The organism is Shewanella khirikhana (genome assembly GCF_003957745.1).
In the GTDB taxonomy this organism is placed as follows: domain Bacteria; phylum Pseudomonadota; class Gammaproteobacteria; order Enterobacterales; family Shewanellaceae; genus Shewanella; species Shewanella khirikhana.
Genome location: NZ_CP020373.1, coordinates 2,589,637 through 2,613,611, shown reverse-complemented (window position 1 = coordinate 2,613,611; position 23,975 = coordinate 2,589,637). Strand labels below are relative to the sequence as shown.

At 51.8% G+C, this 23,975-nt stretch carries 23 protein-coding genes and 1 pseudogene; 13 read left to right on the top strand and 11 right to left on the bottom strand.

Features of this window, described 5'->3' with window-relative positions; translation table 11 throughout:
- Nucleotides 1–195 precede the first annotated feature (195 nt).
- The 7 genes and pseudogenes from STH12_RS11350 to STH12_RS11320 all read left to right on the top strand — a co-directional run bounded on the left by STH12_RS11350 (nt 196) and on the right by STH12_RS11320 (nt 6,397).
- Nucleotides 196–987, top strand: a complete 792-nt coding sequence (locus STH12_RS11350) for a cytochrome b/b6 domain-containing protein (RefSeq protein WP_126167657.1) — start codon at nt 196–198, stop codon at nt 985–987.
- Nucleotides 988–1,154: 167 nt separating this feature from the next.
- The gene (locus STH12_RS11345; protein ID WP_126167656.1) at nt 1,155–1,523 is read left to right on the top strand and encodes a hypothetical protein; all 369 of its coding nucleotides are present in this window, start codon (nt 1,155–1,157) and stop codon (nt 1,521–1,523) included.
- A gap of 893 nt (nt 1,524–2,416) precedes the next feature.
- A complete protein-coding gene (locus tag STH12_RS11340; RefSeq protein WP_126167655.1) occupies nt 2,417–2,806 on the top strand; it encodes a hypothetical protein in 390 nt (129 codons plus the stop codon).
- A gap of 38 nt (nt 2,807–2,844) precedes the next feature.
- Nucleotides 2,845–2,964: pseudogene (locus STH12_RS11335) on the top strand (alpha-amylase family glycosyl hydrolase); the annotation flags it as partial.
- A gap of 62 nt (nt 2,965–3,026) precedes the next feature.
- A complete protein-coding gene (locus STH12_RS11330; RefSeq protein WP_126167654.1) occupies nt 3,027–4,016 on the top strand; it encodes a transposase in 990 nt (329 codons plus the stop codon).
- Between the two features lie 401 nt (nt 4,017–4,417).
- Entirely contained in the window at nt 4,418–5,386 is a 969-nt protein-coding gene (locus STH12_RS11325) for a hypothetical protein (protein WP_126167653.1), read from the top strand.
- A gap of 513 nt (nt 5,387–5,899) precedes the next feature.
- Nucleotides 5,900–6,397, top strand: coding sequence for a hypothetical protein (locus STH12_RS11320; RefSeq protein ID WP_126167652.1), 498 nt, complete (start codon nt 5,900–5,902; stop codon nt 6,395–6,397).
- Between the two features lie 26 nt (nt 6,398–6,423).
- Here the strand turns inward: STH12_RS11320 and STH12_RS11315 are convergent, their stop codons facing one another.
- Nucleotides 6,424–7,671 carry a hypothetical protein gene (locus STH12_RS11315; protein WP_126167651.1) on the bottom strand — a complete coding sequence of 416 codons (1,248 nt, stop codon included), beginning with the start codon at nt 7,669–7,671 and terminating at the stop codon, nt 6,424–6,426.
- 286 nt (nt 7,672–7,957) lie between these two features.
- Here STH12_RS11315 and STH12_RS11310 point away from each other — a divergent pair, with 286 nt between their 5' ends.
- On the top strand, nt 7,958–9,139 hold the full coding sequence (locus tag STH12_RS11310; RefSeq protein WP_126167650.1) for a serine hydrolase domain-containing protein: 1,182 nt from the start codon (nt 7,958–7,960) through the stop codon (nt 9,137–9,139).
- On the opposite strand, the gene STH12_RS11305 is transcribed toward STH12_RS11310, so the two are convergent.
- The 3 genes from STH12_RS11305 to mutY all read right to left on the bottom strand — a co-directional run bounded on the left by STH12_RS11305 (nt 9,111) and on the right by mutY (nt 12,352).
- Nucleotides 9,111–10,682 (bottom strand): winged helix-turn-helix domain-containing protein, encoded by a 1,572-nt coding sequence (locus STH12_RS11305; RefSeq protein ID WP_164551195.1) that lies wholly within the window; start codon nt 10,680–10,682, stop codon nt 9,111–9,113. The two genes, STH12_RS11310 and STH12_RS11305, sit on opposite strands and share 29 nt — an antisense overlap.
- A 284-nt stretch (nt 10,683–10,966) precedes the next feature.
- Complete coding sequence (locus STH12_RS11300) at nt 10,967–11,242, bottom strand: oxidative damage protection protein (RefSeq protein WP_126167648.1); 276 nt, start codon at nt 11,240–11,242, stop codon at nt 10,967–10,969.
- A 3-nt stretch (nt 11,243–11,245) separates the two neighbouring features.
- Nucleotides 11,246–12,352, bottom strand: a complete 1,107-nt coding sequence (mutY, locus tag STH12_RS11295; RefSeq protein WP_126167647.1) for an A/G-specific adenine glycosylase — start codon at nt 12,350–12,352, stop codon at nt 11,246–11,248.
- Nucleotides 12,353–12,646: 294 nt separating this feature from the next.
- On the opposite strand from mutY, the gene trmB reads away from it, so the two are divergent.
- The 5 genes from trmB to STH12_RS11270 all read left to right on the top strand — a co-directional run bounded on the left by trmB (nt 12,647) and on the right by STH12_RS11270 (nt 17,029).
- A complete protein-coding gene (gene trmB, locus STH12_RS11290; protein ID WP_126167646.1) occupies nt 12,647–13,363 on the top strand; it encodes a tRNA (guanosine(46)-N7)-methyltransferase TrmB in 717 nt (238 codons plus the stop codon).
- A 34-nt stretch (nt 13,364–13,397) separates the two neighbouring features.
- A complete protein-coding gene (locus STH12_RS11285) occupies nt 13,398–13,724 on the top strand; it encodes a YggL family protein (protein ID WP_126167645.1) in 327 nt (108 codons plus the stop codon).
- 3 nt (nt 13,725–13,727) lie between these two features.
- Entirely contained in the window at nt 13,728–14,642 is a 915-nt protein-coding gene (gene glsB / locus STH12_RS11280) for a glutaminase B (protein ID WP_126167644.1), read from the top strand.
- 292 nt (nt 14,643–14,934) lie between these two features.
- On the top strand, nt 14,935–15,747 hold the full coding sequence (locus STH12_RS11275; protein ID WP_126167643.1) for a YggN family protein: 813 nt from the start codon (nt 14,935–14,937) through the stop codon (nt 15,745–15,747).
- 340 nt (nt 15,748–16,087) lie between these two features.
- On the top strand, nt 16,088–17,029 hold the full coding sequence (locus STH12_RS11270) for a LysR family transcriptional regulator (RefSeq protein WP_126167642.1): 942 nt from the start codon (nt 16,088–16,090) through the stop codon (nt 17,027–17,029).
- 760 nt (nt 17,030–17,789) lie between these two features.
- Here STH12_RS11270 and STH12_RS11265 read toward each other — a convergent pair.
- The 7 genes from STH12_RS11265 to proC form a co-directional block, all read right to left on the bottom strand.
- Nucleotides 17,790–19,649, bottom strand: a complete 1,860-nt coding sequence (locus STH12_RS11265) for a DUF885 domain-containing protein (RefSeq protein ID WP_126167641.1) — start codon at nt 19,647–19,649, stop codon at nt 17,790–17,792.
- 145 nt (nt 19,650–19,794) lie between these two features.
- Nucleotides 19,795–20,961 carry a radical SAM family heme chaperone HemW gene (gene hemW / locus STH12_RS11260; RefSeq protein WP_126167640.1) on the bottom strand — a complete coding sequence of 389 codons (1,167 nt, stop codon included), beginning with the start codon at nt 20,959–20,961 and terminating at the stop codon, nt 19,795–19,797.
- Nucleotides 20,962–20,966: 5 nt separating this feature from the next.
- Nucleotides 20,967–21,563, bottom strand: coding sequence for an RdgB/HAM1 family non-canonical purine NTP pyrophosphatase (rdgB, locus tag STH12_RS11255; protein WP_126167639.1), 597 nt, complete (start codon nt 21,561–21,563; stop codon nt 20,967–20,969).
- Between the two features lie 142 nt (nt 21,564–21,705).
- Complete coding sequence (locus STH12_RS11250; RefSeq protein ID WP_126167638.1) at nt 21,706–22,140, bottom strand: DUF4426 domain-containing protein; 435 nt, start codon at nt 22,138–22,140, stop codon at nt 21,706–21,708.
- An 80-nt stretch (nt 22,141–22,220) separates the two neighbouring features.
- Nucleotides 22,221–22,508 (bottom strand): DUF167 family protein YggU, encoded by a 288-nt coding sequence (gene yggU, locus STH12_RS11245; protein WP_218567740.1) that lies wholly within the window; start codon nt 22,506–22,508, stop codon nt 22,221–22,223.
- The gene (locus STH12_RS11240) at nt 22,508–23,056 is read right to left on the bottom strand and encodes a YggT family protein (RefSeq protein WP_126167636.1); all 549 of its coding nucleotides are present in this window, start codon (nt 23,054–23,056) and stop codon (nt 22,508–22,510) included. The genes yggU and STH12_RS11240 overlap by 1 nt, the downstream gene beginning before the upstream one ends.
- 59 nt (nt 23,057–23,115) lie before the next feature.
- The gene (proC, locus tag STH12_RS11235) at nt 23,116–23,931 is read right to left on the bottom strand and encodes a pyrroline-5-carboxylate reductase (RefSeq protein WP_126167635.1); all 816 of its coding nucleotides are present in this window, start codon (nt 23,929–23,931) and stop codon (nt 23,116–23,118) included.
- Between the last annotated feature and the right edge of the window lie 44 nt (nt 23,932–23,975).

The following is a 23,975-nucleotide window of genomic DNA, read 5'->3' as shown; positions in this document are numbered from 1 at the left end:
CAAATGTCCTAAAGGCTTGTCAGTCAGGCGTTTGCCCAATGTATCTGGCCATTCGCAGGCAGATAATCCGCTTATCGCATAGAGCCTTACGGCGCCGATTATCCAAGCCCTGCTGCGGGTGAACTTTTACCGGGCAGCCACGGAAAACCGCAATAGCAGCAGGGCTTTTTTAGACATCACACAGGAGTCAGTGTCATGCAAGAGAAAAAATACGTTTGGGACATTTTTGTCAGAACCTTCCACTGGTCGCTGGTTATCGCCTTTGTGGTGAGCTACTTCAGTGGCGATGAGCTGCAAAGCCTGCACGTGGCCAGTGGCTATTTCATCCTTGGCCTTATCCTGATGCGGCTGGTGTGGGGCTTTATTGGTACCAAGCACGCGAGATTCAGCGACTTTGTCCGCTCCCCGGTTGCCGCCTTTGGTTACCTCAAGGGGCTGCTGGGAGGCGATGGCCGAGATGCTGGGCCACGGTATGAAGGCCACAACCCGGCTGGCGGCCTGATGGTGTTGATGCTGCTTGCATCTATACTCGCCACCGGTTTCAGCGGCCTTAAAATCCTTGGCTATGAAGGTGAGGGGCCTTTTGCCCAAACCGGCATCGCTCAAAGCGACGGCAATAGTCAAACCGACATTGTTCAAACCGATATGGCTCAAAGCGAGATGGCGCCAACCCTTGCAGCTCAGCCAGATATCGCCATCAAGCAGCCAGCAGCAGGCAAGGATGATGATGACGATGACCATCATCAAAGCGCCTTTGGCAACGACGGGCACAACCGGCAAGCCTATGCCTCGGTGGGCGACTTCCATGACCATGAAGGCGCCGAGAGCGAAGCCGAGGAGTTCTGGGAAGAAATTCATGAGTTCTTTGTCAACTTCACCCTGCTGTTGGTCATACTGCATGTGGGCGGGGTATTCCTGTCGTCCCGCGCCCACGGCGAGAATCTGGTGAAGGCCATGGTAACTGGTTATAAAGGCGAAAAAGACTGACTTGCCCCGGGCGATTGCAGGGGCAGCCGCACAGTCGTTTTCAGTATCTTGCAAGTGGCACAGCGCTGTTTGGTAAACGGCGCTGCGTCGCTGGTAAACTGGCGAATCTACTACTTCAGACCTACCTTTAATCTGGTTTATCAGGAGCAGATAAAATGGAGGTCAAAATGAAACCGGCAAAAATGATTGGCGTGTCGGCAGCTATGATTTCAGGGCTGTTAGCCACAGGCGTACAGGCAGACGTGGATACTGAGGCGTTTCCTTTGGTTTTTCTGGAGGTTAACACCCAAAGTGCCGACACCTTCCTGCAGTATCACGGTAAGGCACTGACCAAGATAGCAACCGGTGTTTATGAGGAATACCGCTGGGGTGGTACGTCCTGCGGTACCCGGGTGCTGAACGACGATCAGATTGCGATGCTGCAACGGGCCTTGGATAACCCGAATGTGAAGGTGGCGTTCAGGTATCTGGATGGTCAGGGCATTTCCAAGTGTGTTGTGGGTTTCTCCCTGGTTCGTAAAGGGTATTCGGAATAGCCATTCGGAGTTGTCATTCGGAGTGTTCAGCAAACAGGCGAGCCCCGAGGTATGGGGCCGTTTAGCCGACGGCAGGGCGGCATTCTTCGGCGTTATCATCCCTTCAAGTCTTCAGTTCAGCAAATCTTCACTTCATCAATCAGTTCATCTATTTGCTTATCCGCTGTTTCTACAACCATGGTGCTTGGGCTTGCTGGTTAAAACGTCATACGCTAGTATCGCTCTATAGAGTGTTTTTTATTAATTGCCAATTAAAACAATGGTTAAGGTGTCTCTTAATTAATTGGGTACTGACAGTGGTTTTCCACTGTGGTGTTGGTGGTTTTAGCGTTTATGCGTGCGCGGCAGCAAGGGATTGCAGATGTTTATTCCTTTCCTTACTTCTTCTCACCCGATACGTGGTTTTTCAGGGCGCTGCCTTGAACCTATTTTAATCGCTTTTTGCAGGGTTTAACCCTGCGGGTTGGCTATCTGACTCGGTCGGTATGAAAGAGTCGCTTTGCAAGCGACTGAAAACCGAAGCCTTCCAGGCTTCACCGGGGCAAGGGGCTTTGCTCGTCCAAAGCCCCTTGCAACCCAAAAGACGCCCCGACGAAGCCGGGCACTTTGGCTTTCCGGGCTGAAAACGACCAACGCGTCAGACGCTCATCCATGATTCGACTGACGCTGCCTCGACGTCCCTGTCTCGGCTCACTCGTTTCACTCAGCCCAACAGCCAAAGCGGCTTCGAGGGGGAATAAGCGTGTCTGACGACACGCGGGGTAGGGGGAGCAAGCCCCGGCAGCTGAGTCGTTGATGATGAATAGAGCTACCTTGCAAGGTAGGGCAAGCTTACAAGCTTGGGTAACCTTGCATGGTCGTATGAATAAAATGTTAGGCGCAGGAAATATTAAATGAATTTGGATGAGATTGATTGGGTTTTTATCGTAGCCGTAATTATCGGTACGTTGGCTTCACTTGCACGAGAGGTTGTAAACTTTGTTGGAGCTGACAACCTAGATGCGATAATTCTAACAATGAAGTTTATAGCTGCAGTGTTGACTGTAGTGTTTGCTATTTTGAAATTTCTACGCCTAAAACCATTTACAATTGATTTGAGAGCATCAGATTTTCACTTTTCAGATCGCGCTGATTTAAAAGAAGGTGTGGCATTCATAAGTGCAAAGAGGCACAAAAAAGGAAAATCCCCATCGGTAAAAACATACGATGTTAAAGCAGATGGATCAATCGCACAAAAGAAAGGACAGCCAAACCTTTTGGATGTTTTTCATACCCTCGACTAGGCTTTGAAGTACCTGCTTTGAACCCGTTGAGGCTTGCTATGACTACCGCCCGTCGCCAGTTGATAGATGCTGAAAGCACGCCCTTCTACCATGTGATTAATCGCTGTGTTAGAAGGGCGTTTTTGTGTGGAAGAAAAGAAGGGACAGCCAAACCTTTTGGATGTTTTGCATACCCTCGACTAGGCTTTGAAGTACCTGTTTTTAACCGTTGAGGCTTGCTATGACTACCGCCCGTCGCCAGTTAATAGATGCTGAAAGTACGCCCTTCTACCATGTGATTAATCGCTGTGTTAGAAGGGCGTTTTTGTGTGGCGAAGATGTGCTTTCTGGTCGAAGTTATGAGCATAGGCGAGGCTGGATAGTGGATAAAATCAGGCAGTTATCGTCCATATTCTGCATTGATGTGTGCGCCTATGCGGTGATGTCCAATCACTATCATCTGGTGCTGAAAATTGATGTGGCGGCTCAACAATCCTTATCTCAATTTGAGGTGATAGAGCGTTGGACTCGGCTTTTTTGCGGTAACCCTGTAGCGGCAAAATTCCTCAAGGGGGACAAGTTAGTCGAAGGTGAAAGAATACTGCTCGATAGCCTGGTTTGTGATTGGCAGGAGCGACTTGGCAGTATCAGTTGGTTTATGCGCTGTCTAAATGAAGAAATCGCCCGCAAGGCCAATCGGGAAGACGGTTGCAAGGGTGTGTTTTGGGAGGGGCGCTTCAAATCTCAGGCGCTGCTGGATGAGCAAGCACTGCTCGCCTGCATGATGTATGTAGACTTAAATCCGATACGGGCAGGCATAGCTGACTCGCTGCAAGGCTCTGATTACACATCGATTCAGGAGCGAATTGAAGAACTTGCAGAAACTAAACCTGCAAACCTCTCACTTAAGCCATTGCTTCAATTTGATGGTGCAGTCACAGCCGCCGAGCAAACGGATATCCCGTTTCACTTTGCCGATTACCTTGAGCTGATTGATTGGACTGGCCGCGCGGTGCGGCAAGACAAGCGTGGTTTTATCGACTCCTCAAGGCCAAAGCTATTGGCAGAACTTGGTATCAGTGATGATGCCTGGATAACCTCAGCCAAGGAGTTTCGCCGCCAATATAGTGGACTGAGCGGCCGCTGGGATGCGATGTGTGCCATGAAGGCTAAATCTGGCGGTAAATGGTGTCGGGGTAAGCGACAAAGCGAAGCTATTCATCCCTGTTAACTTGGCAAGTTGGTTCTTTCTTCACTCTTCACTTAAACAGGCACAAGCCTGCGGTTTGTCTGAGTGTAAATCAGCCTTTTTAACTCTATATCCCTGAGTCGTCTGATTTTTCGATAGGTTTTATGACAATCACCATTGGAACTGTAGGTATTCGAGAGGAGTAGTGCCTTGTCAGTTTGTGTGGTAAGTGTTTTGGATGTCCCGTTTCTCTTCAGTGCCTTGTCAGTTTGTGTAGTAAGTGTTTAGGATGTCCCGTTTCTCTTCAGTGCCTTGTCAGTTTGTGTAGTAAGTGTTTAGGATGTCCCATTGCTCGCCGTGAAAATCTCATCAAGGTGTTGGTGATAGTCTCGAGGAAAGGTCAGTATATCTAGAGTGGATTACTTTAAATTAATGGAGTAAATATGGAAGAAGGAAAAGATGTCGGTAATAAGGGAGTTTCTGACGCTAACTATAGTACTAAAGGCATTTTTGTTGCTACAGTTTTAAAAATGTGTATTGGTATCGTTTGCATAGGCATTATTTACCTTACCAAAGAAATATCCTTTGTAGGTTTCGGTTTGCAATGGATTGTCTATTTGATTTTTTCTGCTTATTTTCTTTTCGAGAGTATTTGCTTATTTCTCGCATCTACAATCACACTTCTAGGTGTTGATGATGACAAGCCTTTGATACACATTTTATTTGATGCATTTCTTGAGGCGACCATGATCTTCAATTCACTTTTTATTATAGGAGTGACGTATTCAATCTCTGAAGGTCTTACTTTAGAGAATTTTTCAGAGTTCAAATTTACATGGTCAACAGCTATGCTGATAGCTTATTTATCCGTTATGGTTGTCTTAATGATTCCTTCCATAAGGAATTCGATTTCTAGGCGAGTTTCTGAAAATTTTAGAGAAACAAATTTTGATAAATTTAAAAATACCGTCAAAGATGATTTGGGAATAGATTTGTCTCATTTGAAAACCTCGAGTGAAGTGTTTTTATTTCTACAACAGAAATACCCAGAGAATTATTTAATGTTTGATTGTGAATGTGTAGGTGATGATTTTTCGTATAGAGATTTGTTGATGGAATATTGCTCAATAACCAACGGTTCCTTGAAAGCGAAAAATATTAAATCAAAAATAGACTGGGATTCAGAAAAGGCATATGTAATTGGGGAGTTAAATAATAAATCAGTAAGATGGAGCTTTAAACAAGACTCCGACTGGTTTAGTGGTGATTTTCATAAAAAAATGAAGAGGATTTCAAAAAAAATTACTAGCGGAGAGTTCTTAGCCTTTCCAGTAGAAGATCAATGCGCAAAAGTGATTTTTCTGGAAAGGAAAGAAGCTAAGGTATTTAAAAAGTATGGCTACTTATACTAGGGAATTCGTAATGGAATGATAAGAAAGATAGGGCAGGCACAACTTTTTGCTTGAAGGTTGCACCGCTTTTGCCCCATCGAAGCGGCCGAAGCAGCGCCAGTCGAGAAGGGGCGAATGTCGCGAAGCGACAAGCTAATGAGCGCGAGGCAAGGAAAGCCGAGCTGAGGTGGATTTATAGGGACGTAAATTCGAGCGTCTGGCGCGTTAGCCAATTTTCAGCATAAGCCCGAAGGGGCTTTCGACAACTGCTCCCTGCGTTGTTCTACCTCCAACATCCATGTTGTCGTCCGATTCGTCTGGGGTCGCTGGGGGATTGGAGCTCGTGAGAGCGCTTATGAGCGAGAGGCATGGAGGCGAACTGGCTCTTTTGCATGGATGCAATTGCAAGTCGATACTGCCCCCTTTCCCCGGGTGAAGCCTGGAAGGCTTCGATTTCAGTCGCTTGCAAAGCGACTTCTCATCAAGGGGTGATAAACTGCCCCGTCCAAGAGAGTGGGGGTCGGTATCTAAGCCATGAAACGATTTGGGTACATTCTGAGCATATTTCTGATTTCCGCTGTGGCAGAGGCGGAGTTATTTGAGTTTGGTGCTTATGACGCGAGGGCGCAATCTGCGTTGATCCAGCTTAGCTATGGAACTCAGACAGGGCGGCCGTTTGCTGAAGCTATCCGGGATATCAATCTGGAAGCGGATGTTGTGGTTATCCGGCTGCTCGGACACTTTTCCGATAAGACTAACGCCGAACTGCTGAGTTACTATCACAAGAAAATTCCTGCCGAGTTGCAGATTGCGCTGGGATCTTCAGGGAATCTGCACAACCCCGCGCTGCGGCCACTGCTAACCAACTTCTCCGCTGCCTTTAAAGAAACAGAGTTATACCTGAGCATAGAAACAGAGCTGCAAAAGACTGGGTATCAGGTGTCATCTGTAGAATTTGAGAAATATACCATCAACACCAAGGGCTCTCCCCGGATTTGGGTTGCCGATATCTGGCTGACGTTCAGTAAGTGAAGAAAAGCGGCGAATTTTATTTGTATTCATAACTCAGGAATATTCAGGCAGATCTCTGTGGTGTTGCCTTCTTCGAGCAGACATACCTTATTATTTTCAATGGTTTCATAGGAGTATGAGCGCCCATCAAACCGTTCGGTCTTTCGGTTGGAGTAGAATAAATTTATCAAAAATCCCCTTGTTCGGATCTTTGTAATATCTTCAGCGAAGGAGACAAACCTTGGTCTGGATGTCATGGCTAAGAGTGAGCCTACGGGATTTAAAATATCCAATACCAAGTGGGGGTTATTGTCTGTGTTGTAATTGATAAAGCTCCAACGCTGGAGCAGTTCTTCATTCTTTATGCCCATGACGGTACATTCGTACATCAGGTTGATAGTTTTCTTTCGATTGAAAGCAAGCTTGTGATTCAGGTAGTCGATCATGTTGTCGTTTTTATCCAGGTTGTTTTCAGAAATCATCTTATCCATCAGGTAAACCTGACTGGCAAATTCGAGATCGTATACATCTTCCTCGGCCAGTATGGCTTCGGTGACGGGCTTGAATATCTTTTCGATATCGCCCCAGAGATGTTTGTCCTTTGTTTGCTGATACAGGTAGGGGAAGAGATGAATGGCACTATCCAGGATCAACAGTGACTTTATTTTTTCATTCAGGTAGGGCGATTGCGCCATTATCAAAAGCGCATGCTCAATGATTATTTTGAAGTTGTTGACCGCCTGCGCTTCGTCGCCAGCCCGGAGCAGGTTGAGCAAGTTAACCAGATTTATCTTTTGAATATTGAGCCCCATAAGTTCCGGGTCAAACAATTGGTAGCTGTCTGCGGCTGTCGAGATTGAAATCGAGTCGAAGTATCGATAGGCGTAAACACCCTGATATTCATCGAATATTTCTTGGTTTTGTTGGATAGCCTCGTGGGCCAGTGCGGATATCGCGAGCAGCGCCTTTTGACACTCGAGTTGCTCAAATTCACACAGGAACTGCTGTTGCTGCTCAGATAGTTCAAGTTCTACGTAACTCATTAGCGGCGAGCCACTGTTATTCACGAGTGTCAGCCCGCGCTCGTATGGGGTTCCTTCTCCCCTATAGTAGAGCCCAAGTTGGTACACGCTGCCGTTAGCTACCAGATTGCTTTGGCTGTATTTATCCAGCAAACGTTGAGCCTGAGGGAATATTTCCTCTGCCAGGGCAACGGATGAAAACAGGCTTAGCGCCAGAAGTGGCGCGAATGAAACTGCCCAGAGTTTCGCTTTACCCATAATCAACAAACTCATTTAAATAAAACCGCCGGCTGCATGGCCCAAGTGCTCAAGGTGTTTGACTGGTACTGAGCATATTTAATTGAAGAAAGGCGAGCAACCTGAAATGTAGCTTGCACAATATCCGCTGAAACACTTTATGTAGCACACTACAAAGTACGCGCCATAACTTTGTATGTATCTGACTTTAAACTAAAAAGTCCGTTCTTGGTCGTCCTTCAACAATCTTCAGAAACCTTTAAGACCCTTCAGGCCAGTTTGTCCCTAAGCTGTGAGTCTCGCTAATCCGAAGGAAGATAATATGATACGAAACAGCCTGTTGATAATGGTGGTTGCCGCGCTGGGCATAGCAGCCATTACCCCTGAAACTATGATCGGAGCTATGACAGGATCTGGTCTGATAGCGAAAGCCGCTGCGGCCGAAGCTGCTGCAACTGATGTATCTCAGCAAGGCGCCCGGCAGCAAACTGAAGCCGCCAAAGCACATGTGATAAGCGACAAGCTGAACATTGGGGCGCAGATATTGGCATCCGAGCCGAAGCTGTTAAGCAGCGTGATAGTGATGCACCAGGGCAGATTGGTGCATGAGTCCTACTACAATGGCGCCAAGGCGGATGGCCTGCATGACTTTCGCTCCGCCAGTAAGAGTCTGACTGGCTTGATGTTTGGGGTTGCGCTGCACGATGGCTATTTTAATTCAGAGCACGATAAGGTATTGCCGCTGTTTAAAGACTATGACCCCCTGCTGTACCCCAGCACTGAGAAGTCGGCGATGAGCTTTTTCGACTTGCTGTCGATGACCAACCCCCTCGAATGTGACGATATGAATAACTTCTCGGCAGGCAATGAAGAGCGGATGTATCTGCGTAAAGACTGGCTACGATTCTTCTTCGATTTGCCGTCACGGGCTAATCCGCCCTGGGAAGCACCGATGGATAAGCAGCCCTTCGGCCGTGACTTTTCATACTGCACCGCAGGCATTTCCATTACCGCGGCGGCCATCGAGCGAGCGTCAGGCAAGCGATTGTCTGATTACGCCGACGCGGCGCTGCTAAAACCCATTGGAGTGGGCGAAACCCAGTGGCTGTATTCGGCCACTGGCATTACCCAGGGGGGCGGCGGACTGCGGATAGCGCCGCGGGACTTTTTGAAAATTGGCGAGCTGATTTTGAACAAGGGCCGCTGGGGCGACAAACAGTTGCTGCCCGCCGAGTGGATTGCCAAGAGCCTCGCGGCCTATTCTGAGTCTATGCCTGAGCTGAATGCCAGCTATGGCCTCACCTTCTGGCAGTTTCCCTATGAGGTAAAGGGCAAAACAATCAATGCCTTCGCGGCAGCTGGCAATGGTGGTAACTATCTGTTTATTGTGCCTGAGCTTAAGCTTGCGGCCGTGATTGCGGCCACGGCCTACAACACGCCTTACATGCACAAACAATCCCAGGGCATTTTTTCCGCTATTGTGCTGCCTGCATTAGTTGATTAGGCAAGGGCAGGGATATCAGGCCGATTTTGGTGCGCTCGCGGGCACTTAAATCGGCCATATGATCCAGCACCTTTTGCAGCTCGCCTGTCTGAAGCAGGCCTTTAAAAGGGGGCAGGCTGGCAATAAACTTATGGTCCAGATAGCCAAGCCGCGCCGCTTGTTCCAGCGCCTCTATTGCGGCCTCGTTATGGCCATCGGCGATGTCCAGCAGGCTTTGGGCAATGAAGAGGTTAGGCCAGCCATCCAGGCTGGGGTTGATCTGTGGTTTCAGCGGCATCTTGGTTTGCTGCGTATCTGCTCCAGGCTCAGTTTTTAGCAGCCAGTAGCGCAGGGCAAGGGCGGTGGCCGAGTTGCTGTCTTTCGAAATGGCGCTGTCCAGCAGCGCCATTGCTCTTTGCCAGTCCTCGGCCTGCATCGAAATCAGCGCCTGTAACAGCAGGCTGTCGGCGGTGGCAGTATCCAGGGCGTGCAGCTTTTCAATCGCCGCAAGTGCCTCAGCAGATTGGTTATTCACCATCAAAGACCTGGCATAGAGCAGCGAAGTGAAGTTGTCGTTGGGGGCCAGGCTGTAGGCAAGCGCTATCCACTCATCGGCCTGGGGCGCATCAGCCAGATAGAGCACTTCGGCAATTTGCAGATACTTGTAAGGGCTGTTGCCTGCCAGCGCCGACAGATTGAGGTTGATTGACTCGTACAGCCGCCCTTTTTGGGTGTAGAGGTAGGCGAGGGAGCCTGCTATCCGGCTTTGCAGCTTTGAGGGCTTTGCGAGTGCCAGCTCGTAACTGGCAATGGCCTGATTAATATTGCCAAGCACATCCTGATGGTAGCCTTCGAGCCAGAGGATTTCGGCGTCCGGCTGCGGGTTTTGCTTAAGGTCTGAGATAAGGCTGGCGGCTTCATCCAGCAGTTCAGCCTTGCCATCGAACTTGGCCACCCGCTCCAGCAGCGCCTTACAAAGGCCAATCTGTGCTTGCTGCTGGCTCGGTGCACCGGCTAAAAACTGCCGATAGAGCTCTATTGCCAGCAGATTACCCGCCGCAGTGTGCTGGTTGGCAAATTGCCCGGCCTTTTGCAGCAGCACAGGTAAGTCGGCAGCTTCTTGGTTGTTACTCATTCTCCCTAAGCCTGAACCACTATCAAAGGTGGCCGATTGCCAGTTAACCCAGGCAAAGAGGGCCAGGGCGCACATCAGCGCAGCCGCCATTACTACAGGCCAATACCGCTTTTCTCCTTTGGTGGCTGTTTGCGCATGCACAGGGGCGGCTGAGGCCAGACCGGCAACGCTTGGAGGTTTGGGCGCTTCAGCGGATGCCGAGGTGACTTCCCCAAGCCAGATATAACCCACACCGCGCTCGGCTTCTATGGCATCACGGCCCACATCGCCGAGGGCTTTTCTAAGCAGGGATACCCGCTGGGCAAGGGTATCGTCACTGACAAAGTCTTTGTTCCACACCAGCTTGGTAAGCTGCTCTGTGGGCAGCGGCTTGGCGGGATTGAGCAAGAACACCTCCAGCAGGCGATAACTTAGGCCATTGATATTCACGGCCTCGCCATCAATGCAGACCTGCCTTGACTGGGTATTTAGCTGAATGCCACGGCTTTGCAGTATTGTCGGCCCGCTGGCTGAATTGATATAGATATCAGGCATATCCGCTAAGATAACCAAGCTTGGTGGAAATTGATACTGCCAAGCAGACCGTTTGATAGGGGAAAGACGCAAATTCAAAACAGCCCGCTATCGCAGATAGCAAAAAGGCCCGCGAGGGCCTTTAGGGTCATGCCATTTAGAGGATGGCATAAAAGGGATGTTACTGAATCATCCCAAGGTTATTCCGGCTTGGGTGGAACATAACCTTCGATTTCAACATCCTTGCCTTCGAACAGGAACAGCTGCATTTGCTCTTCGAGCAGCTTGCGATGCTCCATATTCATCATATTGAGCTTCTTCTCATTGATAAGCATGGTCTGCTTTTTCTGCCACTCTCCCCAGGCTTCTTTGCTGATGGTGTCGAAAATGCGCTTGCCGAGTTCACCGGGGTAGAGCTGGAAATCCAGACCTTCGGCTTCTTTACCCAGATAGACACACTGAATGGTACGGGCCATGTTTTACTCCTTGTTGGCGGCAGCGTTGCCGCCGGATTCTTGCTTAAGTTCGCTTACAAGGCTCGCCAGAATGCGCTCGGTGGCGGCGGCAAGCCCAAGATTTTCGCCTTGGAGGAGGTTATACCAGAGACTCAGGTTATCTTCCATGATAAGCGCCTCAGCCTGGGGGCTGCCAAGGCGCAGCTTTACCGGCTGAATGTCGAGGTGAAAGTGGCTGAAGGTGTGGCGAAAGCCATCGAGCAGGGCAAGCTTATCGCTATCAAAGCCATTGGCCTGGACAAAATCATTGAGCGCCTGCTGGCTGTCAAACTGCGGGAAGCACCAGAGGCCACCCCAAATTCCGCTGGGTGGCCGCTTGATAAGCTTGACCGTGTCTTGCTGCTGCAGAATAAGCATCCAGCCTTCGCGGGCGGGAATGGTCTTTTTCGGCTTTTTGCCGGGGAACTCAGTCTGGCGACCGGCAAGCTGGGCCCGGCAGTCAATGGCGACCGGGCAATCGCCGCATCTTGGGCTGCTGCGGGTGCAGACATTGGCGCCCATATCCATCATCGCCTGATTGTACTTTTGAATATCTTCCTTTGGCGTCAGCGCTTCGGTGAGCTGCCACAGGGCGGTATCAACACGCTTCTCACCGGGCCAGCCTTCGATGGCGCCGTGGCGCGCCAGCACTCTTTTTACATTGCCATCGAGAATGGGGTGATGTTGCCCCAAAGAGAGCGACAGCACTGCACCTGCGGTGGAGCGGCCAATGCCGGGCAGGGCCAGCACTGCGTCAAAATCGGTGGGAAACTCGCCGCCGTGCTCATCGCGGATAATTTGTGCAGCCTTATGCAGATTACGGGCGCGGGCGTAGTAGCCAAGGCCGGTCCAGTGGTGCAGCACTTCATCTTCGTGGGCGTTTGCTAGGTCGCTTACCGTGGGGAAGCTCGCCATAAAGCGCTCAAAGTAGGGGATAACAGTGGCCACCTGGGTTTGCTGCAGCATGATTTCCGACACCCACACTTTATAAGGCGTCTTATTTTGCTGCCACGGCAGACTCTTGCGGCCGTGTTTGTCGTACCAGTTGATAATGCGCTCGCCAAAGGAGGCGCTGGGGTGAGTTGCTGCCATGGAAGGTGTGAACCGCTCCTGAATACCTGAGTGTGATGCTAAGGATTGGCGGGCAGTGTAGCCTCGCAGCGCCTAAGGGACAAGCCGGACGCAGCAGGCTGTCAAAAAGCGTTATGAAAACGGCTGGGAATTCAGGCTGTCAGCAGGCGCTGCTGCTGGTATACTTTTTCAGCTTCGGGGCTTGCGCTCAAGGGATAACTTTGGATAATGCCCCTTCCTTTTTGAATAGTGTTTTAAGTTGTCTGCAATCCAGCGCACGTGAGGCCTTGGGTTGCGGGCAGATGCGAGGCAGCAATGAGTGAAGTAACCACCGCAGAATTTAACGAGGATGGCGTATATCTTCGCAAAATACGCAGCTTTGTTCTGCGTGAAGGTCGCCTGACCACAGGCCAGGCCAAGGCCCTTGAAAGTTTTTGGCCCACCATGGGTTTGGAATACAGCCCTGAGCCTGTGAATTTTGCCGAGGCCTTTGGCCGTGAAGCCGACACAGTAGTGGAAATTGGCTTTGGCATGGGCGCTTCTCTGGTGGAGATGGCGGCCAACGCCCCCGAGCTTAACTTTATCGGTATTGAAGTGCACAAGCCTGGCGTAGGCGCCTGCCTCGGTGATGCCGGTGCGGCTGGGGTCAGTAACCTGCGGGTGTATCACCACGATGCGGTGGAAGTGCTGGAAAACGCTATTGCCGATGGCTCTTTGGCCCGGGTGCAGCTGTTCTTCCCTGACCCATGGCACAAAAAGCGTCACCACAAGCGCCGTATCGTACAGCCTGAATTTGTGCAGCTTTTACGCCGTAAGCTCAAAATCGGCGGTGTATTCCATATGGCCACCGACTGGGAAAACTATGCCGAGCATATGCTGGAAGTGATGAGCGCTGCCGAAGGCTATAAAAACCAGTCTGAAACCAACGACTATGTTCCGCGCCCGGATCATCGCCCACTGACCAAGTTTGAAAACCGTGGTCACCGTTTGGGCCATGGGGTGTGGGATCTCATGTTCGAACGCGTTGAATAATCAATTATTTCCATCAACCAAAGAGGGAAGAAACATGGCCAAGAACCGTAGCGCCCGTCTGCGTAAAAAGCTGCGAGTGGATGAGTTCCAGGAACTGGGTTTTGACGTACGCTGGGTATTTAACGACAGCGTCAGCGAAGCCGACATTGATGCGCTGGTGGATAAGTTTATCGACGACGTGATTGAGCCCCGCAAGCTGGGCTTCCACGGCGGCGGCCACAAGGAATGGGAAGGCATTGTTGCCACTCAGGCCCTGGGCAAGTGCACCGATGAAGACCGCGCAGCCGTAAAAGCCTTCTTCGATACCCTGCCGGTATCCGATGTGGAAGTGTCTGAGCTTTACGATCTCTGGTGGGATTAATTGATGGCCGAGCAGGCACTGCTTGACGAGCTGGTCGCCAGAGTCAGGCCGTTGCTCGGACAGGGCAAGGTGGCGGATTATATTCCGGCCCTTGCCCGGGTTTCACCCCACAAGCTCGGCATTGCCATAACCAGTCTCGATGGCACCACCATTGGGGCCGGTGACTGGCAAGAGCCATTCTCGATTCAAAGTATTTCCAAAGTATTCAGCCTCACCGGCGCCATGATGCTCTACGAAGAGAGCGAGATCTGGTCGCGGGTAGGTAAAGAGCCGTCCGGGCACTCGTTCAACTCGCTGGTGCAGGTTGAGCTTGAGCGGGGCATTCCCCGTAACCCCTTTATTAATGCCGGGGCGCTGGTGATTGCCGATATGCTGCAAAGCCGCCTTGGCGCACCCAAACAGCGGATGCTGGAAGTGGTGCGGATGATGAGCGGTAACAGCTCTGTGTGCTACGACAAGGTGGTGGCCGCCTCCGAGTACCAGCACAGCGCCCGTAACGCCGCTATTGCCTATTTGATGAAGTCCTTCCGCAACTTCCACAACGACGTGGACAAGGTGCTCAGAAGCTATTTCCACTATTGCTCGTTGTCGATGAGCTGCGCCGATTTGTCCCGGGCGATGATTTATCTTGCCAACAAGGGCATGACCCTGGATGGACGCGAGATAGTCAGCCCCACAGAGACCAAGCGCCTGAACGCGCTGCTGGCAACATCGGGCCTCTATGATGGCGCCGGTGAGTTTGCCTACCGTGTCGGTATGCCCGGCAAGAGTGGCGTGGGCGGCGGTATTATCGCGGTTATTCCCGGGGATATGGCGGTGTGCGTCTGGTCTCCTGCGCTGGATGCCAGCGGCAATAGCCTTGCGGGTACCCGCTTGCTGGAGCTGCTTGCCGAGGAGCTGGGGCGCTCGATTTTCTGAGCCTTTCTTTTGGGGTTTTCTGCCCTTCGCTCAATTACAGCTACGAATCTTAAAGGCGATTTCCTGATTTGCGGATATGACTCCCCATCGCAGGAAATCGCTTTTTGTTATCTTTCTCAGTAACTGGTGAAAAAAATCACTTTTTAGTGATTTAGCTCACGCCTGTCTTTGCTTTGATTCAGCTCATCTTCATTGAAATTATATTAATTCCTTATTAATCATTGAATTGTGAAAGTTGGCACGACCTTCGCTATATCAAGCCATATAACTTACAAAGGCAAGGATAGATGCGATGAAAACCAAGACTCTTGTTACCGGTGTAGCTTTGGCAACTTTGATTGGCGTGACCGCCGTGGTGCCTGCCATGGCCCACGGGATCAGCAACGACAGCTGCGATGTGAACCTGAATTATGACATTTCTCTTGAGCCTCAAAAGCTGGTGCTGAGCCAGAAAGGGGATGAGTTTTATCGCTTCGAACCCGGCAAATTGTATGTGGAAGGCAAAGAAGTTGCCCTGACTGCCGAGCAGCGCGCGCTGGTCGACAGCTACGCCGACAGCGTGGCCCGTCAGGTGCCAGAGTTCGTCTCCCTGGTGACCGAAGCTGTGGGGCTTGCCAGTCAGGCAGTAAACACGGCGCTGACGCCGCTGCTGGGTGAAGATACCGGCAACCGCGTAGGTGAGCTGATGGACAACGTAAACGAGCGCCTTGGCGAAGTGATGCACAAGAACGGTGACAGCTACTACATAGGCGTAACCGATGGCTCCATCGATGAGGTGTTCGACAAGGAGTTCGAGCAGGAAATCGAAAACCTGGTGCAGGAGTCCGTAGGCACCCTGATGGTTCGTCTCGGCACCGAAATCCTGTCTTCAGAAGGCGACAGCTTCGAGGCCAAGATGGAAGCCTTTGGTCAGAAAATGGAAGCCATGGGCGAGCAGATTGAGCGTGAAATGGAAGCTCAGGCCAGCACCCTGGAAGCCCGTGCCAACAAGATGTGCGACGAGTTTGAAACTCTGGTAGCCCTCGAGAGCGAGCTTAGGGCCAAGGTGCCTGAGCTGTCCAAGCTTGAGCTGGCCGACGCCAAACAAGAGGCGCTGCGCGAGTAACAGATGTAAGGCAAGTATGTTGTGAGTAACTGAATTTCAGCGGCATTTCTCAGCAAGATTTTTAACTGACATTCCTTGGTTCATTCCTTGAACGTTTGGCCCCATCCCCTGGGGCCGTTTTTTTATTCTCCTGTTGCTGCTTGGGCCACGGCAGAAGTGGAGACAGCGAGCGGATTTTTGTTATACTGCTAAAAAATAACAAAAAACTCGGGTTTCTCCGGGATTCACTGACTCTACCTTAACGTGCTTTTTTGGTATATCTGATTGATTATCATTGGTTTGTCTGAGCTTTGGCCCCGGTCCGAGCTGAGCTCGCCGAACATAGCTTAAGGCCACCTTCATGTTAGAACTGTTAGAACCCATTGCCATTTTCACCCATGTTGCCAGGGCGGGAAGCTTTAGCGCAGCGGCGAGGAAACTCGGGATTTCCAAGTCAAAGGTGAGCACCCAGGTGGCTGATCTTGAACATAAGCTGGGCGTGCAACTTATTCAGCGCACCACCCGCAGCCTGAGTCTGACCGAGGCAGGTCATCTGCTGTATGTGCAGGGCGAAGAGCTGCTGCGGGATGCCGATCAGGCCGTTGCCAGCGTTCACAATCTCAATGATGCAACCCGTGGTGTGCTCAAGGTGGGGATTTCCCAGTCCTTCGGGACCATGCACATTATTCCTGCGTTGCCTGAGTTTATGACCCGTCACCCCGAGCTTGAGCTGCAGGTGAGCTTGCTGGATCACAAGGTGGATGTGGTCAGTGAGGGGCTGGATTTGCTGCTGACCATGTCAGAGCAATTGCCGCTGGGTATGGTGGCGCGGCCGCTGATGAAGTGTCAGTTTTTACTGGTGGCTTCCCCGGATTACATCGCCCGCCATGGCGAGCCGACCCGCCCAGAGCAGCTCGTTGATCACAATTGTCTTGTGTATCACGGTGAGTGGCACGAACACAGCGTGTGGCAGTTCAAGCGTGGTGATGATTACTGCGAGATTGGTGTTTCAGGTAACTTCCGGGTGGATAACGCCCCGGCGCTGAAGTCGGCTGCCGTAAGCGGTTTGGGTGTGGTGTATCTGGCGAGCTATCTGCTGGAAGATGAAGTGCAAAAGGGGACTCTGGTGCCGCTGCTGCGCGACTGGCAGCTGACTCACCACTTGCCGCTGCAGGCCGTGTATCCGCGCCGTAAGCACCTGGCGCCCAAGGTGAGCTCCTTTATCGATTTCATCAAAAATCATATTGGTACTCCACCTTATTGGGATGCGCCTTATCAGGAACTGTACGCCGAACGTCGATGATTTTATAAATTCATTGTTTGTGAAAACGGATAATGCTGTGATCTGGGTGGCAAAAATCCAATTAATTCACAAATAATCAAACGTTTAGCAAAAGTATTAAACCGGTCTAAAGGGCCGGTTTTTTAGTATCCGCTTAAGCAGTTTTTCCTACATCACTTGCACTCTGTTCATGAATTAATACAATGGATGCCAATTGGATTGGGGCGATCTGAGCCCGTATCGACAGGGGAAATGACCCCTTCCGCTGTTGATGCGCAGATCACGCGATAAGCAGTCCCAAGACAATGCCGGCAGAGTTTATTATTAAAACCGGTCCGGCTTTGAAACCATCATCCTAGTTTTTTGGTTTACCCCGGACGTCATGCCGGGGTGATTTTTTATGGCCAGACTGATTTTGTGATGGAACAGATTAAGCACCCTGTACCCTACAAGCCGCCGAACGATAATAATGAGCGGCACACAGGGCGCCAAATGGAAACGGCTGTCATTGCGGCATACGCCAGGATGACTCAAGCTTCCAGAAAAAAAGCCACAACCCAGGTTGTGGCTTTTTTTCGTCTTGTGGTCTTGTCCTTTTGTAATAGTCCCTATGCCTGTTGTGATTGCCCTGATGTGTTTTGTGCGGGCTTTCATCAGCCTTTTCTGTGGCCTTATCGGTAAGCTTTCCAAACGGTTTTTATTGGCGCGCCAAACAAAAAGTCCGGGTCAGAGCCCGGGCTTTTTGTTTATTCGGCGGCAGTTGCCGCCTTTGGGGCAGCCGTTACAGCTTGGCGGCGCGTGCCTTGGTGTCCTGCACCCAGGCCTGTACCTTGGTTTCGAGCACATCCAATGGCAGCGGGCCGTTTTTCAGCAGCAGGGTGTGGAATTCACGGATATCAAAGTCTTCACCAAGTGACTTCTTGGCGTAAGCGCGCATATCCAGAATGCGGTTCATGCCCACCTTGTACGCGGTGGCCTGGGAAGGCATTACAATATGGCGCTCAACCATTTTCACCGCATCAGACTCGGCGTTGGGGGTGTTTTCCACATAGTAGGAAATACCTTGCTCGCGGGTCCATTTTTTGGCGTGAATCCCTGTGTCCACCACCAGGCGGCAGGCGCGCCACAACTCCATGGCCAGACGGCCAAAGTTGGAGTATGGGTCCTGGTACAGGCCCATTTCCCGTGGGAAGTACTCGGTGTACAGGCCCCAGCCTTCAACATAGGCGGTATAGCTGCCGAAGCGGCGGAATTTGGGCAGACCTTCCAGCTCTTGGGCAATGGCAATCTGCATATGGTGGCCGGGCAAGCCTTCGTGGTAGGCCAGGGCTTCCATCTGGTACTTGGGCATGGCCTTCATGCTGTAGAGGTTAGCATAGTAGGTGCCGGGGCGACTGCCGTCGGGAGAGGGCTGGCTGTAGAAGGCCTTACCGGCGCTTTTTTCACGGAACGACTCAACCGGCTTCACAATAAGCCCAGCCTTAGGTTTGATGGCAAAGACTTCATCGAGGCGTGATGACATGTTGTCAATCAGGGCCTTGGCATCGTTGATATAGGCTGCTTTGCCTTCATCGGTTTCCGGATAGTAGAACTGCTCATCGTTGCGCATGAAGATAAAGAAGTCTTTCAGGCTGCCTTTAAAGCCCACTTCTTTCATGATGTCGCGCATTTCATTGTGAATGCGCTCCACTTCCTTAAGCCCCAGCTCGTGGATAGCGATGGCATCCATATCCGTGGTGGTAGTGCGCTTGAGGGCATTGTTGTAGAAGGCATTGCCGTCAGGCAGCTTCCACACGCCATCTTTGTTGTCGGCACGTGCTTCCAGGGTGCCCAAATAAGTTATCAGATCACTGTAGGCCGGTTTAACCGCGTTTTTCAGTGCCGCCTCGGCCTGGGACAACAGCTCAGCGCGCTCGGCATCGGTGATCTCCAGCTTTTCGACTTTACGCTTGAAATCGGCCCACAGGGTGCTGTCGGCGCCGTTTTCAAACGGGGCACCCTTGATGATGTTGTTGCTGTCGTTGATTACATGGGGGAATACAAACTTGGGCGCTATGATGCCCTTGGCGGCTCTGAGTTCCAGCGCATCCTTAAGCTGAGCAAAGCGCTGTGGTACGCCATTGAGGCGGCTGATGTAAGCCTTGGCATCGTCGATGTTGTCGACCATATGCTGGTTGATAAGTATTGATGCAGTCAGCGAGTGCACGCCGTACATCTGGTTTACCGGATAGTTGTGCAGGCGCCATTTGTGGTCGGCAATCTGATTTTCCAGCCGCTGAATTGCCAGGGTTAAGCTGAGGGCCGTCTGCTCATCCAGCTCGCTTGGATTAACGGCCTGAAGGCGTGCCAGCTGAGATTTGGCCCGCGCCAGTTCCTGTTCGCTGGCCGCTTCACTGATTTCATCCCATTTGCCATAGTCGGCGCCTTTGATGCCCAGCATGGTTTGGCTGATTGGACTGGCCATCACGTTTTCCATAAACAGGGTCTCGAACAGGGCGTTGGCCTGCTCAGATGCAGACAGTGCCTGCTGCTCGGCAGCGGTCTTGGTGGTATCGGCGATGGCCAGTGACGGAGCAGTGCCCAAAGCCATCATCAGGCTGAGGGCGAGAAAGGTTTTATTGTTTTTATAAGATGAGAACATTGGCTGACTTTAGCTAGGTTGATTTGCGATGGGATCATCCTAAAGAAGCCAGTGTTAAATTTCAGAGTTTAGTGTTAGGAAATGTTTCGATGTGCGCGGTATCACGGCTTTTTTCAGTCAGCCGTGAACCCTGCGCACTCAAAGATCATAAAAACTGCGACAGCAGATCGTTGACGAACATATGACCCTTGGGGGTAAGGGTCCAGTGGCTGTCGCTGATTTCTATCAGGCCACGTTCGGCGGCGCTGTGCATACCCTCCGCAATAGCATCGGCAGCGATTCCGGTGCGGCTTTCAAACTCGGCCTTGGGAATAGGGCTCATCAGCCGCAGCCGGTTCATCAGGTACTCGAGCGGCCGGTCTTCTTCAGCCACCTCTGAGCACTCGAACATAAAGTCGCTGGCACCCAGATAACCTTTGGGATGCTTAATTTTTACCGTGCGCACAATGCGGTTTTCTGACGCCAGAGTCAGTTTGCCATGGGCGCCGCAGCCGATGCCGAGGTAGTCGCCAAACTGCCAGTAATTGAGGTTATGGCGACACTGGAAGCCCGGTTTGGCATAGGCCGAAATTTCGTATTGCTCATAGCCAAGCGCCGCCAGTTTTTTCTGACCTTGTTCATAGATGCGCCACAGATCTTCATCATCAGGCAATTGCGGCGGCCGCGAATGGAACAGGGTGTTGGGCTCAATGGTGAGCTGATACCAGGACAGATGCGGCGGGTTCAGGCTGGCGGCAGTATCGATATCGGCCATGGCCTCATCGAATGACTGATTGGGCAGGCCGTGCATCAAATCCAGGTTAAAGCTTTGATAACCTGCGGCTTTGGCAAGCTCGGCGGCGCGGGTGGCTTCATCCTTGCCGTGAATGCGGCCAAGCAGATTGAGCTTGTCTTTGGAAAAGCTTTGCACCCCAACCGACAGGCGGGTGACCCCGGCGCTGCGATAGGCGCTGAAATCGTCATGTTCCAGGGTGCCGGGGTTGGCCTCCATGGTGATTTCGATATCGGCTTCAAAGGGGATGCGCTGCTTTACGCCATCAAGCAGCCTGCCAATGGCGCTGGCATCAAACAACGATGGCGTGCCACCGCCGATAAAGATGCTGTGCAGTTTGCGGCCTTGAACATAACCAAGGTCGGCATCCAGATCCTTAAGCAAATCGTCGACATACTCTTCCTGTGGCAGCTCGCCTTGCTTGCCATGGGAATTAAAGTCGCAATAGGGGCATTTTTGCACGCACCAGGGGATGTGTACGTACAGGCTCAGCGGTGGCAGCGTTAAAGAGGGGCTGCCCTGGGTCACGGCTTGGCTCATAGAATTCAGATGATACCCTTGGCCTTGAACTCAGCCAGCAGCAGCGCCAGCGCCTTACCGCGATGGCTGACGGCATTTTTGGCTTCGGATGACATTTCGGCTGCGGTCAGCTCGCCGCCTTCGGCGATGAAAATCGGGTCGTATCCGTGGCCATTGTCGCCCTTGGCTTCAAAGCCGATGCGACCTTCCCAGGCGGCCTGGCAGATGATGGGGGTTGGGTCCTTGGCGTGGCGCATAAATACCAGCACGCACTGGAAGCGGGCACGACGCTCAGTTTCTTGTTCGAGGGCGCCGAGCAGCTTTTGCCAGTTGTCGGTGTCTTTGGCGCCAACGCCTGCATAGCGGGCGGAATAGATGCCCGGGGCACCTTCGAGGGCGTCTACTTCGAGCCCTGAATCGTCGGCAATGGCAGGCAGACCGGTAATGGCGGCGGCGTGGCGGGCCTTGATGATGGCGTTTTCAACGAAGGTGGTGCCGGTTTCTTCGACATCGGGTACCTGAAACTCGCTTTGAGCTACAACCTCAACGTCAAACGAAGCGAACATTTCATTGAATTCTTTCAGCTTTCCTTTGTTGCCACTGGCAAGAACCATCTTTTTCATCATTACCCCCGATAGGCTTGGAAGGCGCACCACAGCAATGTTTCGGGCGCCATTTCAACGTGGCGCCATGATACCCAAGGACACCTTCAAAGGACAGAAAAAACAAAGCCTGCGAATGCAGGCTTATCGGCTGTGAAATTTGTCAGTCTATGTAGAACTTCTGCTTGAATTTCAATGTGGTATTTAGCTTGTTACCGCTTTTGACCGCAATCTGGAAGTTGATTTCTTCGTCGTTGCGAACCGGCACCTCGGCAATGTAATAGATTGCCGCGCCTTCGCGGATTTCACGGAACTTGAGTTCTACCTTGGCATCCAGCAGGTTATTGGCCACGCCGCTGATCTCAACGGGGACTGCAGGGTTACCGGCTTCGGCGGTGTCGAGCACGGCAATATTGACTATGCCCTTGTAGCTGGAACGCTCAATGCCATAGTTTTTGGCGATGGTGGGGGTGAGGAAGGTACTCGGCAGAGCCATGTAGTGGATATCGTACTGACCTACCTGTTCCTTTTGTTCGGCGCTGGCCAGGCCACAGAGGCTGGCGGTCAGTACCAATACTGCGCAGAGTTGACGCAACATAATCCTGTCCTCCTGAAATGGACGTATTGCATAAGTATAAACCGGCGAAACGCGACTGACATTTCGCCGGGGTGGCTGTTTTATAAAAACGCTTTGAAATCTTCCGGGATTTGGCTGGGGCTTTTGATGCGGATGAGCTTGTGGCGGCCTAGTTCGCCGCGCTCAATGACCACATTGCCCTTGGCGACTTTAAAGCGCTTGGCCAGCAGCTTGCAGATATGGGCATTGGCCTTGCCGTCCACCGGTGGCGCTGTGATGGCGAGTTTAAGCTCCTCGCCGTGCAGCCCCATCAGGTCGTCCCGGCTGGCCTTGGGCTGAACGTACAAGGCCAGCAGCAGATCGTCGTTGTCGTATCTGATGGCTTGCATCAGATATAAGCCCAGAAGGGCACGTACTGCGACAGCAGCATATTGATAAAGTTAAGGGCGATAAACACTACCAGTACCGACAAATCCAGGCCACCTATGGGTGGAATGATACGGCGTACCGGCGCCAGCACAGGCTCGGTCAGCTGGGCAATCACCATGATAAAGGGGTTATAACCCTGATTGAACCAGCTGAGGATGGCGCGGATAAGCAGCATCCAGAAGAAGAGCACACCGGCGTTTTTAATCACCGCCACCACTGAGTAAGCGAGTATGGTGGGCAGGTTGATGACAGCCCCTGCTATCAGGGTCAGCACCAGCATTTTCACCACTACCACGGTAATGGCCAGCAGCACGGAGGCGGTGTCCAGTTTGCCGATAGGAGGCAAAATGCGGCGCAGCGGTGCAATCACCGGATGAGTGGCTTTTACCACAAACTGGCTGAAGGGGTTGTAGAAGTCGGCTCTGGCCAGCTGCAGCCAAATCCTCAAGATCACCACCATCAGGTAGAGGTCAAACAGGGTGTTAACCAAAAAAACCATCGCATTCATGAAGTTTGCCCTTAGTTTCTAAAACGGGTTTAAACAATCAGTTCCCAAAATTCGTGCCGTTAAAAGCTTTTGGCCATCTCTTCGGCGCGCTTGATGCAATTGCCCATGGCGTCCTTGACCAGGCTGCGAAGCCCACCGGCTTCGAAGGTGGCAATGGCCTCGGCGGTGGTGCCGCCCTTGGAGGTTACATTGGCCCTGAGCTCGGCCGGGGTGAGATCCGGATTTTGCTTAACCATGGCAGCGGCGCCAACGGCAGCCTGCTGCGCCAGGGTGCGGGCGTCGGCTTCGGGGAGCCCCATCTGCACACCGGCTTCTATCATGGCCTCAATGAACAGGAAAAAATAGGCCGGTGAACTGCCTGCAAGTGCAATTACCTTATCGATACCAGACTCATCGGCGACCCACACCACATCGCCACAGGCACGCATAAGGTGCTCGGCAAAGGCTTTGTCATCTTCGCTGATGCCGGCAGGGGCGTAGAGGCCTGTCATCCCCAGCCCCAGCTGCATTGGGGTATTTGGCATGGTGCGGATAAGTTTGACCTGCTTGCCGAAGTAATCATGATAGCGGCTTTCAGGAATACCCGCGGCTATGGTGATAAGCAGCTTGCCATCGATAACATCGGCCAGCGCTTCGCAAACCCCTTGCATCAGCTGGGGCTTCACCGACAGCAAAATCACATCGGCATTGCTGGCGGCATCGAGGTTATCGTGGGAGGTATTGATGCCGTAATCGGCTGCCAGCGCCTCAAGTTTGGCGGCACTTGGGTTGGTGGCAGTGATAAGGGCTGCGTCGTAGCCACTTTTTACCAGTCCGCCGATGATGGCCCGGCTCATATTGCCGGCGCCGATAAAACAGATTTTCTTTTGTTGCATCTACAGGGCCTCTTGGGCTGTGTTATAGGGTCAATATGGGGGCC

What these genes read in the sequence shown, in the direction of transcription:
- STH12_RS11240 (WP_126167636.1), bottom strand. Translation starts at nt 23,056, where the DNA reads ATGAATGCGATGGTTTTTTTGGTTAACACCCTGTTTGACCTCTACCTG.
- STH12_RS11265 (WP_126167641.1), bottom strand. Translation starts at nt 19,649, where the DNA reads ATGTTCTCATCTTATAAAAACAATAAAACCTTTCTCGCCCTCAGCCTG.
- STH12_RS11320 (WP_126167652.1), top strand. Translation starts at nt 5,900, where the DNA reads ATGAAACGATTTGGGTACATTCTGAGCATATTTCTGATTTCCGCTGTG.
- STH12_RS11275 (WP_126167643.1), top strand. Translation starts at nt 14,935, where the DNA reads ATGAAAACCAAGACTCTTGTTACCGGTGTAGCTTTGGCAACTTTGATT.
- STH12_RS11270 (WP_126167642.1), top strand. Translation starts at nt 16,088, where the DNA reads ATGTTAGAACTGTTAGAACCCATTGCCATTTTCACCCATGTTGCCAGG.
- STH12_RS11250 (WP_126167638.1), bottom strand. Translation starts at nt 22,140, where the DNA reads ATGTTGCGTCAACTCTGCGCAGTATTGGTACTGACCGCCAGCCTCTGT.
- STH12_RS11330 (WP_126167654.1), top strand. Translation starts at nt 3,027, where the DNA reads ATGACTACCGCCCGTCGCCAGTTAATAGATGCTGAAAGTACGCCCTTC.
- hemW (WP_126167640.1), bottom strand. Translation starts at nt 20,961, where the DNA reads ATGAGCCAAGCCGTGACCCAGGGCAGCCCCTCTTTAACGCTGCCACCG.
- proC (WP_126167635.1), bottom strand. Translation starts at nt 23,931, where the DNA reads ATGCAACAAAAGAAAATCTGTTTTATCGGCGCCGGCAATATGAGCCGG.
- STH12_RS11315 (WP_126167651.1), bottom strand. Translation starts at nt 7,671, where the DNA reads ATGAGTTTGTTGATTATGGGTAAAGCGAAACTCTGGGCAGTTTCATTC.
- rdgB (WP_126167639.1), bottom strand. Translation starts at nt 21,563, where the DNA reads ATGAAAAAGATGGTTCTTGCCAGTGGCAACAAAGGAAAGCTGAAAGAA.
- trmB (WP_126167646.1), top strand. Translation starts at nt 12,647, where the DNA reads ATGAGTGAAGTAACCACCGCAGAATTTAACGAGGATGGCGTATATCTT.
- STH12_RS11345 (WP_126167656.1), top strand. Translation starts at nt 1,155, where the DNA reads ATGAAACCGGCAAAAATGATTGGCGTGTCGGCAGCTATGATTTCAGGG.
- STH12_RS11285 (WP_126167645.1), top strand. Translation starts at nt 13,398, where the DNA reads ATGGCCAAGAACCGTAGCGCCCGTCTGCGTAAAAAGCTGCGAGTGGAT.
- STH12_RS11340 (WP_126167655.1), top strand. Translation starts at nt 2,417, where the DNA reads ATGAATTTGGATGAGATTGATTGGGTTTTTATCGTAGCCGTAATTATC.
- glsB (WP_126167644.1), top strand. Translation starts at nt 13,728, where the DNA reads ATGGCCGAGCAGGCACTGCTTGACGAGCTGGTCGCCAGAGTCAGGCCG.
- mutY (WP_126167647.1), bottom strand. Translation starts at nt 12,352, where the DNA reads ATGGCAGCAACTCACCCCAGCGCCTCCTTTGGCGAGCGCATTATCAAC.
- STH12_RS11325 (WP_126167653.1), top strand. Translation starts at nt 4,418, where the DNA reads ATGGAAGAAGGAAAAGATGTCGGTAATAAGGGAGTTTCTGACGCTAAC.
- STH12_RS11300 (WP_126167648.1), bottom strand. Translation starts at nt 11,242, where the DNA reads ATGGCCCGTACCATTCAGTGTGTCTATCTGGGTAAAGAAGCCGAAGGT.
- yggU (WP_218567740.1), bottom strand. Translation starts at nt 22,508, where the DNA reads ATGCAAGCCATCAGATACGACAACGACGATCTGCTGCTGGCCTTGTAC.
- STH12_RS11310 (WP_126167650.1), top strand. Translation starts at nt 7,958, where the DNA reads ATGATACGAAACAGCCTGTTGATAATGGTGGTTGCCGCGCTGGGCATA.
- STH12_RS11350 (WP_126167657.1), top strand. Translation starts at nt 196, where the DNA reads ATGCAAGAGAAAAAATACGTTTGGGACATTTTTGTCAGAACCTTCCAC.